This is a genomic window from Chitinasiproducens palmae, from assembly GCF_900095735.1.
Classification (GTDB): Bacteria; Pseudomonadota; Gammaproteobacteria; order Burkholderiales; family Burkholderiaceae; genus Chitinasiproducens; species Chitinasiproducens palmae.
In genome coordinates this window covers 1-15703 of sequence record NZ_FNLO01000013.1, presented here as the reverse complement: position 1 = coordinate 15703, position 15703 = coordinate 1, and the positions used below count along the sequence as shown (strand labels likewise).

General features: G+C 66.7%; 16 protein-coding genes. 10 read left to right on the top strand and 6 right to left on the bottom strand.

Going from position 1 to position 15703, the window contains the following annotated elements:
- The first annotated feature begins 330 nt into the window (after nucleotides 1-330).
- From BLU54_RS18800 to BLU54_RS18770, 7 genes are all read left to right on the top strand, one after another.
- Complete coding sequence (locus tag BLU54_RS18800; protein ID WP_170845223.1) at nucleotides 331-1011, top strand: ABC transporter permease; 681 nt, start codon at nucleotides 331-333, stop codon at nucleotides 1009-1011.
- The gene (locus BLU54_RS18795) at nucleotides 1008-1766 is read left to right on the top strand and encodes an ABC transporter permease (protein ID WP_091911849.1); all 759 of its coding nucleotides are present in this window, start codon (nucleotides 1008-1010) and stop codon (nucleotides 1764-1766) included. The genes BLU54_RS18800 and BLU54_RS18795 overlap by 4 nt, the downstream gene beginning before the upstream one ends.
- A gap of 16 nt (nucleotides 1767-1782) precedes the next feature.
- Complete coding sequence (locus BLU54_RS18790) at nucleotides 1783-2556, top strand: ABC transporter ATP-binding protein (protein WP_091911847.1); 774 nt, start codon at nucleotides 1783-1785, stop codon at nucleotides 2554-2556.
- 28 nt (nucleotides 2557-2584) lie between these two features.
- The gene (locus BLU54_RS18785; protein ID WP_091911846.1) at nucleotides 2585-3565 is read left to right on the top strand and encodes an ABC transporter substrate-binding protein; all 981 of its coding nucleotides are present in this window, start codon (nucleotides 2585-2587) and stop codon (nucleotides 3563-3565) included.
- Between the two features lie 80 nt (nucleotides 3566-3645).
- A complete protein-coding gene (locus tag BLU54_RS18780; RefSeq protein ID WP_091911844.1) occupies nucleotides 3646-4062 on the top strand; it encodes an OsmC family protein in 417 nt (138 codons plus the stop codon).
- Nucleotides 4063-4087: 25 nt separating this feature from the next.
- Complete coding sequence (locus BLU54_RS18775) at nucleotides 4088-5266, top strand: LLM class flavin-dependent oxidoreductase (RefSeq protein ID WP_091911841.1); 1179 nt, start codon at nucleotides 4088-4090, stop codon at nucleotides 5264-5266.
- 40 nt (nucleotides 5267-5306) lie between these two features.
- Nucleotides 5307-6608, top strand: coding sequence for an NtaA/DmoA family FMN-dependent monooxygenase (locus tag BLU54_RS18770; protein WP_091911839.1), 1302 nt, complete (start codon nucleotides 5307-5309; stop codon nucleotides 6606-6608).
- Nucleotides 6609-6816: 208 nt separating this feature from the next.
- On the opposite strand, the gene BLU54_RS18765 is transcribed toward BLU54_RS18770, so the two are convergent.
- Nucleotides 6817-7746 carry a 3-hydroxyacyl-CoA dehydrogenase NAD-binding domain-containing protein gene (locus BLU54_RS18765; protein WP_091911837.1) on the bottom strand — a complete coding sequence of 310 codons (930 nt, stop codon included), beginning with the start codon at nucleotides 7744-7746 and terminating at the stop codon, nucleotides 6817-6819.
- Nucleotides 7747-7812: 66 nt separating this feature from the next.
- A complete protein-coding gene (locus BLU54_RS18760) occupies nucleotides 7813-8511 on the bottom strand; it encodes a Crp/Fnr family transcriptional regulator (protein WP_091911833.1) in 699 nt (232 codons plus the stop codon).
- Between the two features lie 156 nt (nucleotides 8512-8667).
- Here BLU54_RS18760 and BLU54_RS18755 point away from each other — a divergent pair, with 156 nt between their 5' ends.
- Both BLU54_RS18755 and BLU54_RS18750 read left to right on the top strand, forming a co-directional pair.
- Nucleotides 8668-9585, top strand: a complete 918-nt coding sequence (locus BLU54_RS18755) for a beta-keto acid cleavage family enzyme (protein ID WP_091911831.1) — start codon at nucleotides 8668-8670, stop codon at nucleotides 9583-9585.
- 34 nt (nucleotides 9586-9619) lie between these two features.
- Nucleotides 9620-10978: an MFS transporter gene (locus BLU54_RS18750; RefSeq protein WP_091911828.1), complete on the top strand. Its 1359-nt coding sequence runs from the start codon at nucleotides 9620-9622 to the stop codon at nucleotides 10976-10978.
- Between the two features lie 141 nt (nucleotides 10979-11119).
- On the opposite strand, the gene BLU54_RS18745 is transcribed toward BLU54_RS18750, so the two are convergent.
- The 4 genes from BLU54_RS18745 to BLU54_RS18730 all read right to left on the bottom strand — a co-directional run bounded on the left by BLU54_RS18745 (nucleotide 11120) and on the right by BLU54_RS18730 (nucleotide 14782).
- Nucleotides 11120-12049 carry an electron transfer flavoprotein subunit alpha/FixB family protein gene (locus tag BLU54_RS18745; RefSeq protein WP_091911826.1) on the bottom strand — a complete coding sequence of 310 codons (930 nt, stop codon included), beginning with the start codon at nucleotides 12047-12049 and terminating at the stop codon, nucleotides 11120-11122.
- Nucleotides 12050-12799, bottom strand: coding sequence for an electron transfer flavoprotein subunit beta/FixA family protein (locus BLU54_RS18740; RefSeq protein ID WP_091912178.1), 750 nt, complete (start codon nucleotides 12797-12799; stop codon nucleotides 12050-12052).
- Nucleotides 12800-12936: 137 nt separating this feature from the next.
- Nucleotides 12937-13575, bottom strand: a complete 639-nt coding sequence (locus BLU54_RS18735) for a HutD/Ves family protein (RefSeq protein WP_091911825.1) — start codon at nucleotides 13573-13575, stop codon at nucleotides 12937-12939.
- Between the two features lie 19 nt (nucleotides 13576-13594).
- On the bottom strand, nucleotides 13595-14782 hold the full coding sequence (locus BLU54_RS18730) for an NAD(P)/FAD-dependent oxidoreductase (protein WP_091911823.1): 1188 nt from the start codon (nucleotides 14780-14782) through the stop codon (nucleotides 13595-13597).
- A 416-nt stretch (nucleotides 14783-15198) separates the two neighbouring features.
- On the opposite strand from BLU54_RS18730, the gene BLU54_RS18725 reads away from it, so the two are divergent.
- On the top strand, nucleotides 15199-15703 hold a 505-nt coding region (locus tag BLU54_RS18725; protein WP_139169756.1), incomplete at its 3' end, for an NAD(P)/FAD-dependent oxidoreductase.

The window sequence follows — 15703 nt, the reverse complement described above, 5'->3', positions numbered from 1 at the left end:
CGACCCGGAACATATATCCAGGAGGCGTTAGACGCTGAGCGTCAAACGCGCGTCAGCGCCGTAAAAATGACGATTATCTGAACATATTCTATAAATCAGCTAAACATATCGAAATCAATTGGTGGCTCGCCGGGCTGCGCGTGCGCTTCAATAGCACCCATGCCAATGCTCCCGACTCTTCACCGACCCGAACGACCGTGGTCGCTCCGCCACCGCGCGCATGCCGTTCCCGGCGCAGCCGCCGCAAGCGCGCGTCTGTTGCGCAATGCGGTGCCATGGTTGGCCGTGCTTGGTCTCGCGGCCTTCGAAGACTGCCTGGCCCGGAGCGGCATGCTCGATGCAAAGCGTTTCCCGCCGGTTTCGACCGTTGCGCTGACCTTGCTGGACGAGATCGTGAACGGTCATGTCTGGACGCCGTTGGCGGAGACGGCGTTCGCGTGGCTTGTCTCGCTGTTCCTTTCGTTCGCGCTGGCGCTGGCGTTGGCAGTCGGGCTGAACCTGTCGGTGCGGCTGCGCGACTACACGGCGCCGGTCGTCGCCTTCCTCCGGCCGATGCCCTGCACGGCGCTGATTCCGCTCGTGATCGTCTCGATCGGTGCAAACACGAATGGCCTGGTGTTTCTCACGACATTCGGCGCGCTCTGGCAGATGCTGCCCGGACTGGCCCATGCGTTCGGCAAGCACGACACGGTGGCACAGGACACGGCGCGGGTCTTTCGCTTCTCTGGGTGGCAGACGTTCCGGTGGCTGACACTGCCCGCGCTGGAGCCGTACATGCTCAGCGCGCTGCGCATCGGTGCAACCGCCTCGCTGGTGCTGTTGATCGGCATGGAGCTGCTGACCGGCGCAGCGGGCATCGGACGGCTGATTGCGTTCGCGTATGCCGGGTCGAACCTCACCTTGATGTACGCCTACGTCGCGCTGTCGGGCCTGCTCGGCGTCGCAACCAACCTTTTGCTGGGACGCGCGGTGACGCGCCGTGCCGCACGCGTCGGAGGGCGGTCACGATGAATCCGCTCTCGGCACGACGGCTGTTTCGCGGTTGTCTTGGTGCGGTGGCCGTCATCGGTCTCTGGCTCGGTCTCAGTTGGCACTCGAACAGCGTCTTCTTTCCGCCGCTGCGCGACATGGCAGGCGACGCGGCGGACTACTGGCTGTCCGCGCCCGGCCTGCGCGACATCGGTTCGACGCTCGGCAATCTGGCGGGCGGCCTCATCCTCGGGATCGCTGCGGGCACTGTCGCCGGTCTCACCATCGGCCAGCAGCCGTGGCTGCAACGCGCGTCGACGCCGCTGATCGAATTCGTTCGCGCAATCCCGAGTGTCGCGCTGTTGCCGGCGGCGGTGAGCCTGTTCGGCATCGGCAGTGCGATGAAGATCGCCAGCATCGCGCTGAGCATCATGTGGCCGGTGTTGATCAACGTCGTCGACGGCCTGCACAACCTGCCCGCGCAGTGGCTCGACACCGCCCGGGTGTTGCAACTGCGTGCGTGGCAAAGGCAATGGTGGGTGATCGTTCCCGCGCTGTTGCCGCGCCTCTATGCCGGGATCAGCGTGGCGGTGCCGCTGAGCCTGGTGGTGGCGGTCACCAGCGAGATGATCGGCACCACTGCGGGCATTGGCTCGGTGGTGCTCAACGCGCAGTACACGTTCGACGTCAGGCGCATGTGGTCCGGCGTGCTGCTGTTGGGCGTACTCGGCGCAGCCCTGTCCATGGCGCTGACGGCGGTCGGGCGCGTCGTCGAAAAACGGAGCGGCGCGCGCTAGCGGCGCCGGAAGATGCATGTTGCAGATCAATCATCTGAACAAGAGCTATGCGACCGAGCACGGTCTCGTGCACGCGGTCGGCGATGTGTCCTTCGGCGTCGCTCGGGGCGAGTTTCTGGCGATCGTGGGCAGTTCCGGCGCCGGCAAGACGACCCTGCTGCGCATGCTTGCCGGCTTGCTGGCACCGAGCGCCGGGCAGATCGTGTTCGACGGGCAGCCGGTCACCGCGCCGCCGCGCGCCTTCGCGGTCGTGTTCCAGGACTATGCGCGGTCCCTGTTCCCATGGTTCTCGGTGCAGCGCAATGTCGAATTACCGTTGGTCAACCTCATTGCCGACCGCGGCGAACGGCTCGCCAGAGTCGAGCAGATGCTCGGCCGCGTCGGGCTGGCGGACCATTCGCGCAAGCGCCCGGCGCAACTGTCGGGCGGGCAGCAGCAGCGCGTGGCCATTGCGCGCGCGCTCGCCTGCCAGCCCGAAGTGCTGATCATGGACGAGCCGTTCGCCTCGGTCGACGCGCAGACGCGCAACGAACTGGAAGACCTGATGCTGTCGATCAAGCAGGAGGCGGGCACCACAGTGCTCTTCGTCACGCATGACGTCGACGAGGCGGTCTACCTGGGCGACCGGGTGCTCGTGCTCAGCCGCAGTCCGAGCACGGTGGCGCGCGAAGTGATTGTCGATCTGCCGGCCGGGCGCGATCAGATCACCACGAAAGCCTTGCCTGCCTTTGCCGCGGCGCGCGCGGCAGTGCTGTCCTCGATCGTCGAACAGGCCGCTGTGCCCGCATAAGCGTCGTCCGCAAGCATCCCTCCCACCCATGCGCACAACTATGTCTCGCCATTCGCTTTTGCTTCGCTTCTCGGTCGTCGCCGGCGCATTGCTCGGTCTCGTGTCTGCCTCGTCCCACGTGTCGGCGGCCGATGCCCTGCTGCCGGTGAAGATCGCCGTGATCCCGACGCTGGACGCCGGTCCGTTGTTGCTGGCCAAGGAGAAGGGCATCTTTGCCAAGCACGGTCTGGATGCATCGATCAATGCCGGCGGCACGGGCGCCACCATCATCCCGACGGTTCTCAGCGGCCAATTCGGCATCGGTTACGCGAATGTGGTGAGCGATCTCGAAGCCATCGATGCGGGTTTGCCGCTGCTGCTGGTGCATGCGACGTATGCGCATCCGAGCGACCCGAAGCATGACCCGTATCGCGTATACGTCGCGCCGAACAGTCGCATTCGCGATGCGAAAGCGCTCGCGCAAGCGAACATCGGCACCAGTTCGGTTCGTAACATTGCCGAATGGACCACCCGCAAGTCGCTCGAGAACCTGGGCGTCACCGACTTCAGCAAGCTGCGCTGGACGAAGGTGACCGGCGACGATGCGTATGCCACGGTCAAGAACGGCACGCTGGACGCAGTCTGGTTGCCGCAGCCGACCGGCGCGGCGGCGGTGGCCCAGGGGCTGGTGCCGATTCTGTCGGCCAATTCCGGTTCCCTGCCTGGCGCCGTCGGCGGCTATTTCATCACGAGCAAGGCCTACGCGAGCCAGAACGGCGAAGTGCTGCGACGCTTCAACGCGGCGATCGACGAGGCGAACCGGTACGCGACTGACCATCCGCAGGAAGGCAAGGATGCGGTGGTACGCGCGCTTCGATTCGACCGCAAGCTGGTCGACGCGGCCGACCTGAACGAATACCCGAACGACCCGGGTCTTGCCAAGCTCAAGGTCATCGCCAACGACCTGTTGCGCTACGGCCTGATCCGCAAGCTGCCCGACGTCGAGCAGATCTTCTGGCACCCCAACTGAGCCGCGCAGCGCGCGACCCCCTTCCCGGTCGCCGACGCGCCTGCGGCGTGTCGGGCGATCTCATTCATCGAGAGGACATCATGGCAGAAACCAGACATTCGATTGCGCGCAGCGTCGGCATCGCAGGCCGCTACCTGATCGAGGCGGAGGGCAACATCCTCGTATCGGACTCGGCGTCCGGCCGCGAGGAGGGCACGGTCGCGCCGCAGCCGACCGATTACCTGCTGTCGGCGCTCGCCGTCTGCGCCCTCGGCAGCGTGGAAAAGGAGGCGCGCGCGCAAGGCATCGCCACACCGGCCGGCGAAGCCCGCGTCACGTCCGAACGTGACCCGGACGACGCAACGCGCTTCGCCAGCATACAGATCGATGTGACGTTGGAAAACGTCACGCAGGACACCGCGGAATCCCTCGTTGCCCACTTCACGGGCAATTGCCCGATCTACAACACGCTGCGGCGCGGTGGACCGATCGCGGTCAGCGTGCACGTCCGTTCCTGATCCATCCGAAGCCCGTGCGACGACCATGAGTCATCGAACCCTTGAACAGCTGTCGAGCCCGGCGGAGCCGGGTTCAATCGCCGACAGCCCACTCAGCGAAGTATTGCAACAGCCTTTGCTGCTCGGCGTGTTCCTGCCGCTGCAGAACGGAGCCTGGTCGCAATCGACCTACCCACGCGGCACCGGTTGGTCGTTCGAATACAACCGGGCATTGGTGCGGCGCGCGGACGAACTTGGCTTCGAACTGGGCTTCGGTCTCTCGGGCTGGTTGCCGAAGGGCGGGCACGGTGGCGAACAGCGTTATCGCGAGAACCATCTGGATCCGTTCATCGCGGCGGTCGGGCTGGCGGCCTCGGCGCGTCGCATGATCCTGGCGGGTACGGTGCACGTGCTGTATCGCTGGCATCCATTGATGCTGGCCAAGCAGCTCGTCACTGCGGACCATGTCGCCGCGGGGCGCTTCGGCGTCAATATCGTGACGGGCAGTTCGCCGGACGGCGCGCGCATGTTCGGTATCGAACGCGCCGAGCACGACGCGCGCTACCAGCAGGCCGACGAGTTCGTGCGGTTGATGAAGGACCTCTGGCAGGGCGACGACGCGCTGACCTACGAGGGCCGCTACCCGATGCGCGAGGCCTACATCTCGCCCCGTCCGCGTTTCGGGCGTCCGATTTTGCTGTCCGCGAGCAGTTCTGCCGCGGGATTCGACTATGGGGCGGCGCACTCCGACGTGGTCTTTACATCAAGCCCGGTCGGCGAGCGTTTCGACGCGGCCATCGAGGTGCTGCCCGAGCACGTCGCATCGATCAAGCGGCGCGCGGCAGCCCATGGACGCAAGGTTCGCGTGATCATCAACGCAACGGTGATCACCGGGCCGACCGATGCTGCCGCGCACGCGTACTACGACGACATCCTCCGGCACGCGGACGACGCCTCGCTCGCATCGTTCGACAGAGAGCATCGTGCCAGTGACAGCCAGGCATGGGTGAAGCACGACGCGCGCGCGCGCGCCGTGGGCGGTCATGTCCACGTGGTCGGCTCATGGGACACCGTGGCCGGCAAGCTCGCCCGCCTGCACGAGGCAGGCATGGACGGCGTGCAGTTGACGTTCTACGACTACATGCCGGAACTCGAGTTGTTCGCCACCCATGTGATCCCGCGGCTGGAGGCGCTCGGCCTGCGCCATCCCATTTCACCGACGTGACGCCCCGCGCGTCCTCATCACGACTTTTCCGGATCTGCCCATGTCGCACACGCCATTCCATCTTGCGTGGTTCATTTCGAAGGGCTATGGGCCGAAGGCCTGGCGCCACCCCTGGGGCGGACCCAATCCGCAGCAATGGGTGTTGCCCGACCTGTTCGTCGATCTTTCGCGGGCGCTGGAGCGTGCCGCGTTCGACTATGTGATGATCGAGGACTCGTCGAATATCCCGTACACCTACGGCGATTCGCACGACATCTACCTGCGCCATGCGGTCGATTCGCCGAAGCTCGACCCGGCAGTGCTGGCCACCGCCCTGATTGGGGCGACCCAGCGGCTCGGCGTGGTCACCACGCTGTCCACCAGCGAGTACCATCCGTTCCAGCTCGCGCGGCTGACCAATACGCTCGATCACATCAGCCGGGGCCGGGCGGGCTGGAACCTCGTGACCGGCAGCAACGATGGTGGCGCACAGAACTTCGGACTGGAGCGTCAATATCCGCACGACCAGCGCTACGACATGGCCGACGAATATGTCGACCTCGTCATCAAGCTGTGGGAGTCGTGGGAAGCCGACGCGATGCCGATCGATCGCGAGGCCGAGCGCTTCGCGGACCCCGCGAAGGTTCACCCGGTGCACTTCGAGGGCGAGTATTTCCGGTCTCGCGGCCCGTTGGCCGCGCCGCGTTCGCCACAGGGACGGCCGGTCATCTGCCAGGCCGGCGGCTCGCCACGCGGGCGCGTGTTTGCCGCGCAGTGGGCGGAGACCATCATCACGTCGGCGCGCAGCGTCGCTGGCATGAAGGCGTTTCGAAACGACATCCGACAGCGCGCGCTTGCCGCCGGCCGCAACCCGGATCACATCAAGTGCCTGTTCCTGATCAATCCGATCGTTGATCAGACTCGCGCAGGTGCGGAGGCCAGACGCGAGGCGCAGCAGGCCGACGCCGCCGCACACCTGGAAGTCCATCTCGCATCGCTGGCTCGCACCAGCGGCATCGATTTCTCGAAGTTCGATCCGGACGAACCGCTGCCGGAGCTGCGCTCGAACGGCCATCAGACGTTGGTCGCGCAATACACCGGCCGCACATTGCGCGAGATCGCCCTGACAGGCAAGGGATTGGCCGACGTCGACCTGGTCGGTACGCCGGCCGAGGTGGCCGGCAAGCTGGCGGACATCATCGACGAGGTGGGCGGCGACGGCTTCCTGTTCATGGAGCCTGAGTTGACGCGCCGCTACATCGCGGAGATCACCGATGGCTTGGTCCCCGAGTTGCAGAAGCTGGGCGCCGTGCGACGCGTGTACGACCATCAGCAGTTTCGCGATAACCTGCTCGCGTTCTAGACGGAGCGACAAGCCAGCGTGCGGCCATCGTGCCGCGCGCGGTACGGCGTGCCGATGCTGGCCGCCGCGCTGTCGTGGCGGTCTCGCCCGGCGGCCTTGCCCGGCCGTCGTGCTCGACGGCTGCGCGTTGCCAAGCCTTTCGTCGCCGGTCGCGATCTGCACACCAGCCGGCCCCCCAGCCCCAGCCGCGGCCGTGCCGGCGATCGCGTCAACGCGGCAGGCGCCGCAGCAGGTCCAGAATGAGAGCGTCGCGCTGTGCTTCGAGCGCCGCGTTGCTCCGGTTTGCAAGCGCCTGATGGGTGCCGTCGACGACCGCCTTCGCGAGGTCCGGCGTGATGCGTGGCGTACCGAGATCGTCCCACCACGCTTCGATCGGCGCACCAAGGTGGTCGAGGACGTGTTGCATGCCGCCGGCGCCGCCCGACAGATGCAGGTTCAGAAAGGGCCCGCAAGCCGCCCATCGCAAGCCGGGGCCGTAGGCCACCGCGTCGTCCAGCTCCGCGACGGTGACGGCCCCCGTGGCGACCAGGTGCATTGCCTCGCGCCACAATGCCGCCTGCAGGCGATTGGCGACATGGCCCTTCATCTCCTTGCGGAGCCGGATCGGGCGTTTGCCGAGTGCGCGGTAGAACGCCAGCGTGCGTTCGACCGCCGCTTCGCACGTGTGCTCGCCGCCGACGACTTCGACGAGCGGAATCAGATGCGGCGGATTGAACGGATGGCCGACCAGGACACGCGCCGGGTGCGCACATGCGGACTGGATGGCGCTCGCGGTCAAGCCAGATGTGCTCGACGCGATGATCGCATCGGCTGGCAGCAATGCGTCGATGCGCGCAAGCAACGTGCGCTTGTCGGCTTCATTTTCGGGGCCGTTTTCCTGGACGAAGTGGACGCCGGTGAGTGCGTCCTCCAGATCCTCGAAGCAGCGTAGATGGTCGGCCGATGCGTCGGATGCCAGACCGATCCGTTCGAGCGTCGGCCAGTGATCGGCCACGGCCCGGCGGAGTCGGTCCGCGGCGCCGGGCGCCGGGTCGTAGGCATTCACTCGCAAACCTCGGGCAAGGAACAAGGCGGCCCAACTTGCGCCGATGGTACCGGTGCCGATGACCGCGACCTGCGAGATGTGTTCGTACTCCAAGATACCTCCACGGTGCTGAAACGAAGACGCGGCGCGTGCGCGCAACGTCGCCGGAAATCGAGCGCGTCAACCCTGCATGCGCTGGCGCAGGCCCGGCAGATCGATCACCGTGATGCCGCCGTAGGCGACCTCGATCAGTCCCGCCTTGGCGAGGCGGTGGAGCGCCGCGTGACAGCGCTGGCGCGACACGCCCGACAGGTGGGCGATCTCCTCCTGCGTGACTTCCAGGCGTGGATCGCTGCCCGGATGCAGCCACGGATGAAATAGGCCAGCCAGCGCGCGCGCGACGTTGCTGTCGGGATCGAGCAGCAGCAGCGCGGCGAAGTTGCCGAGAAACCACTGCATCCGCTCGTTGATCTGTCGCAGCAGAAATTCGGTGAAGGGGCGCTCGTGCTCGCGCAGCCACATGAACGTCGCTTCGGGCATCAATGCCACGCGGCTGGGCCGCAACGCGACGATGTTGGCGCTGCGTGGCACGCCCTGCAACAGCGTGCCCTCGCCGAACCAACTGCCGGCGGACAGGCCGCCCAGTGTCGCCGAGCGGCCGTCGGCCCGCGCCACCGACCACTTCAACAAGCCGCTGATCGCGCCGTACCAGTGGCGTGGCAGATCCCCTTCCTGGCAGAGCGCGCGCCCCGCCGGTACCTCAGCTTCGAGCATCTGCGCAAGAACACGCTGGCGCGCCGCGTCGCTCAGCGCGGCATACCAGGCGGACTGCTCCAGCAGGGAGGCGAGTGTGCGTTGCACTTTCCGGGAAGGCGGCATCGGTGACGCATGGACGCAAAGACGGACATGGTAAGGGAAGCCGGCACGTCCACGGGTGATCGTGAAAACCCTAGGGCGCAATTGTCATTTCGATGACTGCGCATCGCGGCGCGCGCGGCAAACAATGACGTTCCAAGAAAAACGACGAGACAACCGATGAAGCGCAAGGTGATTGTCACCATCGCCCCCACGGGCGGCATGGCGTTCAAGTCGCAGAATCCGCATCTGCCGACGCAGCCCAAGGAGATTGCCGACGACGTCGTGCGCTGCTGGCAGGCCGGCGCCAGCGTGGCGGCGATTCACGCGCGGCGGCCCGACGACGGCGCGACGTGCAATGCTGCGATCTATCGCGAGATCAATCAGCGCATCCGCGACGCCGGCTGCGACATCGTGCTGAACAACTCGACCGGTGGCGGCGTGCACGGCGACATGCTGCGCGAACTGCCCGGCGACCGCTGGGAGATCCTTTTCGAGGAGCGGCTGAAGGGCATGGAGGCCGGTGCCGAGATGTGCACGCTCGACGCCACCACCCTCAATCTGACCTTCGATGGCCGGGAAATCCTGATGGACACGCCGTTGTCGAAAGGCCGTGCGCTGGCGCGCGGCATGAAGGCACGGGGCATCAAGCCGGAGTGGGAAGTGTTCAGCCCGGCCCATGTGCTGCAGGATGTCACGACGCTGATCGGCGAAGGCCTCGACGACGGTCCGCACTTCATCAATCTCGTGATGAACGTGCATCGCAGCTTCCAGAACGCGATGCCGTTCTCGGTGCGATATCTGCAGCAGATGGTCGATACCTTGCCACGCGGCAGCATCTTCTGCGTGAGCGGTATCGGCCCTGCCCAGCTCGAGGCCAATCTCGCCGCACTTCTGCTGGGCGGGCATGCGCGCGTCGGACTGGAGGACAACCTGTACTACCGGCAGGGCGAACTGGCGACGAACCTGCAATTGACCGAGCGCGTGGTGCGGCTGATCCGCGAACTGGACATGGAACCGGCAAGCGCGGCAGAGGCGCGCGAGCTGATGGGGCTGTCGCGCATGAGCGGTGCGACGCCGCAGTTCGCGCTGCGCTGAGCGCGTGCGACGGCATCGCTTCCGGAGACCGACGATGAACTCACCCCACCTGGGCGCCCAAGCCAGCCTTGCGCCAACGACGCGGACCGAACAGGACGCGGTATGGACGCGCATCAACCGCCGTGTCGTCCCGATCGTTCTGATCGCCTACATCATGGCGTTTCTCGACCGGATCAATGTCGGCTACGCCAAGCTGACGATGCAGTCGGACCTGCAGTTCTCCGATCAGGTGTACGGTCTGGGGGCCGGCATCTTCTTCATCACCTATCTGCTTTTCGAAGTGCCCAGCAACCTGTGGATGGAGCGCGTCGGTGCGCGGCTGACGTTCCTGCGCATCATGGTTCTGTGGGGCATCACGTCGGCGGCAAGCGCCTTCGTCACTACGCCGACGCAGTTCTACGTCGCGCGTCTGCTGCTCGGCATGTTCGAAGCGGGCTTCTTTCCGGGCGTCATTCTCTACCTGACATATTGGTACCCGAGCGCGAGACGAGGCCGGGTCACGGGACTGTTCCTGTTCGGCATGCCGATCACCGGCGTGATCGGTGGGCCACTGTCGGGCTACATTCTCAAGCACTTCGACGGCGTGCTCGGCTGGCACGGCTGGCAGTGGGTATTCGTGCTGGAAGGCCTACCGGCGGTCATCATGGGCGTCATCGTCTACCTGCTGCTGGCCGATCGTCCGGAGCAGGCGCGTTGGCTGAGCGCGCGCGAGAAAGCGGTCGTGCGTGAAGCGATGGCGGCCGACCACTTCGCCGGCGACGGCACGCGACATCAACGCAACCGGCTGCTGGCCGCGCTTGCCGATCCGCAGACCTATGTGCTGTCCTTCGTCTACTTCACCTGCGCCTGCGCGGTCTACACGCTGACGTTCTGGCTGCCGACTATGATCCGCGGGCTCGGCATCACCGACATGGCGCAGGTCGGCCTGTACAGCGCAATCCCGTTCGGCTGCGGGGGGGCAGGCATTCTGGCGTTGAGCTACAGTTCGGATCGTTTGCGCGAGCGGCGCTGGCACGTGGCAAGCACGCTGGTGGTCGGCTCGTTGGTCCTGTACGCAACGCAGTTTCTCGACGGTGCATTCGTGCCGACGATGATTGCGCTGTCGATCGCGTCGTTCTTCATCTTCGGTTGCGCGCTGTTCTGGGCGATTCCGCCCACGTGCCTGAGTCCGGACGCGTCCGCCGCGGGCATCGCGGTGATCAGCGCAATCGGGATTCTCGGTGGTTTCGTCAGCCCGGCGCTGATCGGCTGGCTCAAGGCGGTGACCGGCAGTTTCTCCGCCGGGCTGCTGCCGATGACCGCGCTGATCTGCTGCGGCGGCCTGGTCGTGTTGACGCTCGTCAAACGCGACGCGGTGCGCGTCGGCGAGCCAGACTTGGAGCCGAAAACCTGATCCGCCTGCTGGCGCCGACGGTTCCGGTCTGCCTGGCGTCTGCCCCGCTTCTGCCCAATAGCGGAGGTCCGCGATAGCGTGCCTCATGGCGACCAGCCGCGTCCGCCGGCGCCGTGATGGCGACGGGATGGTGCCCGCGTGTCAGAGCGACGCCGCGAGGGCAGGCACCACTTCGAACAGATCGCCGACCACGCCGTAGTCCGCAATACCGAAGATCGGCGCTTCGGCGTCCTTGTTCACCGCGACGATGATCTTCGAGTCCTTCATTCCGGCCAGATGCTGGATGGCGCCCGAGATGCCCACCGCGACATACAGGTCCGGCGCGACGATCTTGCCGGTCTGACCGACCTGGCAGTCGTTCGGCGCGAAACCGGCATCGACCGCCGCACGTGACGCGCCGACGGCGGCGCCGAGCGTGTTGGCGAGCGGGTCGAGCAACGCAAAGTTCTCCGCGCTGCCAAGGCCGCGCCCCCCGGACACTACGACCCGCGCGGAAGTCAGCTCGGGCCGCTCGCTGACGACCTGCTCGCGGCGGACGAAGGTCGACAGGCCGGTGTCGGCAACTGCTTCGATGCGTTCGACCGGCGCCGCTGCCGCGCCGTCGGCGGTGGCCTCGAACGCAGTCGTGCGGACCGTGGCGACCACCACCGCATCGGTGCTTTGCACCGTCGCGATTGCGTTGCCCGCGTAGATCGGGCGCTTGAAGGTGTCAGCGGCGACGACCTCGATCAGATCCGAAATCTGCGAGGCGTCGAGCAGCGCGGCCACGCGCGGCGCGGTGGTCTTGCCGTTCGCCGTCGCGGCGAACAGAATGTGGCTGTATGCGGACGCCAGGGCGAGCACCTGAGCCGCCAGGTTTTCGGGCAGCGCCTCGGCCAGGGACGGTGCGTCGGCCAGCAGGACCTTGCCGACGCCGGTCAGACGGGACGCCGACTCCGCGACTGCCGCCGCATCGTGACCCGCGACCAGGACGTGGACGTCGCCGCCGAGCTCCAGCGCGGCCGCGACGGCGTGGCGCGTGGCGGGTTTCATTTGCCGATTGTCGTGTTCGGCAATAACCAATGTCGTCATTCAGATCACCTTCGCTTCGTGCTTGAGTTTCTCGACCAACGTCGCAACGTCGGGGACGCGTATGCCGGCCGTGCGCGCCGGCGGCTCCTCGACGCGCAAGGTCTTGAGACGTGGTGCCGGATCGACGCCGAGCGTGGCCGGCTCGATCGTCTCGAGGGGCTTCTTCTTCGCCTTCATGATGTTCGGCAACGTGACATACCGTGGCTCGTTGAGACGCAGGTCCGTCGTCACGATCGCGGGCAGGCGCAGCGCGACCACTTCGACACCGCCGTCGGTCTCCCGCGTGACCGTGGCGCGATCGTCGGCGATCTCGATATGGCTTGCGAACGTCGCTTGCGGCCAGCCGAGCAGGGCGGCCAGCGCCTGTCCGGTCTGGCAGGCGTCATCGTCGATCGCCTGTTTGCCAAGAATCACCAGCGCCGGCTTTTCGCGCTCGACGACTGCCTTCAGAAGCTTCGCAACAGCCAGCGGCTGCAGTTCGACATCGGTCTGCACCAGCACGCCACGATCGGCGCCGATCGCCAGCGCCGTACGCAACGTCTCCTGCGACTGCGCGGTGCCGCAACTGAGCGCGATCACTTCGCTCGCCTGGCCCGCTTCCTTCAGACGTGTCGCGGCCTCGACGGCGATCTCGTCGAACGGATTCATCGCCATCTTGACGCTGCCCGTTTCGACGCCGCTTTGGTCGGCCTTGACGCGCACCTTGACGTTGTAGTCGACGACGCGCTTGACTGCTGCAATGATCTTCATCTCGATTTCCTCATACAAGCTGCCTGCTTCGTTCGTGGCTGTGCGCGGCGACGCCGCGTGGCAGCCGTTACCGTCCTGCGTCCGCGCCGTCCGCGCCGTCCGCGCCGGGGCGCGGTGCGCCGCTCCGCTGGATCGGCTCACGTCAATGGTTCGGCGCTCGCCACGATCGGCCAATGTGGGGGGGCGCCCTGGATGGGCGCGCGCGTGCCCGCGTCGGCCGCCGGGGCGGCGACCGCGGCCGCGCCGCACAGCTGGATCGACGCGGTCAAGCGGGGTATTCGCAGAACCGTGAACGGCGCCAGTTGCCACTGGCGGCGACTGCCGTCGGCTTCCCACACCGCGCACGGCTGTGGACCGCTCAGCACCACCAGCCCGGCATGCGCTCCGATCGGAACGCCGCGCTCCGCGTCCAGCGTTTGCGCATGCAGACGGTAGGCGCCTGCCCGCGCGATCAGGTTCAATGCCAGCGCGGGTCCGTCGATCAGACTGGCCTGCCATGCCGCGTCGCCGTCGTATTGCACGGCCTGGCCGGGCAACAGCTCATGCGCAGTCGCGTGTTCCGCCGCGGTGGCGCGCAAGCGCACGCCCGCGCCGGCCACGATCAGCGAGAGCCTTAGCGTGCCGGCAAAGCGCGAGTACGGGCCGTCACGGCCTATCTCGGCGAGGCTGGCGCGCCAACCGTCGCCCACCGCCAGGGTCCGGGTGATGCCGCCGCCGTTGCGCCAAGGTTCGGCGGGAATGTCGGCCAGCGCGGCCACGTCGACGGCGTCGCGCATCGTTTCGTCCCCGCGCGTGTCAGGAAACGGCGCCCAGGCCGTATTTGCCGGTCAGCAGCGCACCCGTCGCGAAGCGTTCGATCGAATAGGGCGCCAGCGACACCTCGGTCGGCAGGCCGAGCGCGGCTTGCGCCAGCACCAGTCCAACCGTGGGCGAGAGCTTGAAACCGTGCCCCGAAAAGCCGTAGCCCACTACCAGTCCCTCGATGCCGGGCAACGGCCCCAATACCGGGTTCCAGTCAGGCGTGACGTCGTACACGCCGGTCCAGGACGAGGCGAGACCGGCCACCTCGTAGGCAGGGAAGCGCTCGGCGACTTGTGCACCGACCTCGATCACATAGTCCATCGGCACGTCGCCCTGTTCGACGTCGGCCGCGTTGAGTTTCTCGCCGACCACGCCCTCGCTGACCAGCATCTGGCTACCGCCGTAGCTGCGGCAGTAGAGCATGCCGGGCGACGCCAGATCCTTGAAGACGGGCATCGTGTACGTGTAGCGCGCCGCATCGCATTCGAGTGCGAGGACGGCATGGCGCTCGGGCACGACCGGTAGCGAATGACCGGTCCAGCCTGCCAGTTCCGGGGTCCAGATGTTCTGCGTGCTGATCACCATGCCAGCACGGATATCGCCCTGGCTGGTCGAAATTCCCACCACCTTGCCGTTGTCGCGCAACAGGCCGGTGACGTCGACGTTCTCGCGGATCGTCACGCCGCGGCGGCGCGCCGCGCGCGCGAAGCTGGTGGCGACGAGATAGGCGTCGGCGAAGCCCGCTTCGGGCTCGTAGCCGATCAGTGCCGCATCGTCGAAGCGCGCGATCGGCAGCAGTTCGCGCGCCTGCGCCTGGCTGATCAATTCGAGCGGGATGCCTTGTTCGCGTTGCTGTTCGAGCGCCGCGCGCAGAGGTTCGAGCTTGTCACCCTCTGCCGCGGCGATCATGTAGCCGCACTTCACCAGGCCGCACGAAGCTTCGTCGTCGCCGAGATAGTTTGCGAAGTCGTTGAAGACGCGCCAGGATTGGCGCGCGAGCTCGACGTTCTCCCGCACCGAGTAGTGCGTGCGAAGGATGCCGGAGGACTGCGAAGTCGTGCCGGCACCGATCGTGCCGCGATCGACGACGAGCACGCGCTGCGCGCCAAGGCGGGCAAGGTGAAACGCCACCGAACTGCCGATCACGCCAGCACCGATGACGACGACGTCGTAAGTTTCCACGGTTCCGCCTTTGCTCTTTGAACGATGGGCGAAGTGTCGTACAGCGGGCGTCAAAGCCCGGCAATATAATCGTCGGCGATTTTTAGCAGAACCGCCGCTGCATCTAAGCGCGGCGCCGGTGCCGCGCACCCCGACACGGTCGGGCCTGCGCGGTGCGAACGGCGCCGGCACGGTAGCGCGGCCAGCGGCGCTCACGACCTTGGCCTGCCATGAGCGCTGCCATGAGCGCGGCAATGAGCGGACCGTGCCGCCGCGGCCCGCGCGAGCACGGACTGGCGCGTGCATCGAGACCGGGCTGCATCATCGCCGCTTATCCAAGATGTTGGCCGCGCTTCACCAACGCAGCGCGCCGAACCGCGCCCCTTAAGCTGCGGATCATCAGGCCGTACAGGCCGCCCCACTCGAATACAACACGCATGAACACTCAGCAAACGGCCTCTTCCACGCTTCTGCTCGAGCAATACGGTCCACGCGAATCGATGGAGTACGACGTGGTCGTGGTCGGCGGCGGCCCCGCGGGACTGTCCGCGGCGATCCGGCTCAAGCAGCGCGCCGCCGAGCGCGGCGAGGAACTGAGCGTGTGCGTGCTCGAAAAGGGCTCGGAGCTCGGCGCCCACATCCTCTCCGGCGCGGTGATGGACCCGCGCGCGATCACCGAGCTGTTTCCCGACTGGCGCGCGCAGGGCGCGCCGCTCGACGTGCCGGTGGTCGAGGACCGCTTCCTGTTCCTCTCGCAGGCCTCGGCCCGGCGCGTGCCGGAGTGGGCGCTGCCCGAGAGCTTTCGCAACCACGGCAACTACGTGATCAGCCTGGCCAACGTCGTGCGCTGGCTTGGCGAGCAGGCCGAGGCGCTCGGCGTGGAGATCTTCCCGGGCTTTCCGGCCGCCGAGGTGCTCTACGACGAGGCCGGCGCGGTGATCG

Coding starts and splice junctions, on each gene's coding strand:
- BLU54_RS18770 (WP_091911839.1), top strand. CDS start 5,307: ATGTCGCACACGCCATTCCATCTTGCGTGGTTCATTTCGAAGGGCTAT.
- BLU54_RS18755 (WP_091911831.1), top strand. CDS start 8,668: ATGAAGCGCAAGGTGATTGTCACCATCGCCCCCACGGGCGGCATGGCG.
- BLU54_RS18785 (WP_091911846.1), top strand. CDS start 2,585: ATGCGCACAACTATGTCTCGCCATTCGCTTTTGCTTCGCTTCTCGGTC.
- BLU54_RS18740 (WP_091912178.1), bottom strand. CDS start 12,799: ATGAAGATCATTGCAGCAGTCAAGCGCGTCGTCGACTACAACGTCAAG.
- BLU54_RS18735 (WP_091911825.1), bottom strand. CDS start 13,575: ATGCGCGACGCCGTCGACGTGGCCGCGCTGGCCGACATTCCCGCCGAA.
- BLU54_RS18760 (WP_091911833.1), bottom strand. CDS start 8,511: ATGCCGCCTTCCCGGAAAGTGCAACGCACACTCGCCTCCCTGCTGGAG.
- BLU54_RS18780 (WP_091911844.1), top strand. CDS start 3,646: ATGGCAGAAACCAGACATTCGATTGCGCGCAGCGTCGGCATCGCAGGC.
- BLU54_RS18800 (WP_170845223.1), top strand. CDS start 331: ATGCTCGATGCAAAGCGTTTCCCGCCGGTTTCGACCGTTGCGCTGACC.
- BLU54_RS18775 (WP_091911841.1), top strand. CDS start 4,088: ATGAGTCATCGAACCCTTGAACAGCTGTCGAGCCCGGCGGAGCCGGGT.
- BLU54_RS18790 (WP_091911847.1), top strand. CDS start 1,783: ATGTTGCAGATCAATCATCTGAACAAGAGCTATGCGACCGAGCACGGT.
- BLU54_RS18745 (WP_091911826.1), bottom strand. CDS start 12,049: ATGACGACATTGGTTATTGCCGAACACGACAATCGGCAAATGAAACCC.
- BLU54_RS18795 (WP_091911849.1), top strand. CDS start 1,008: ATGAATCCGCTCTCGGCACGACGGCTGTTTCGCGGTTGTCTTGGTGCG.
- BLU54_RS18750 (WP_091911828.1), top strand. CDS start 9,620: ATGAACTCACCCCACCTGGGCGCCCAAGCCAGCCTTGCGCCAACGACG.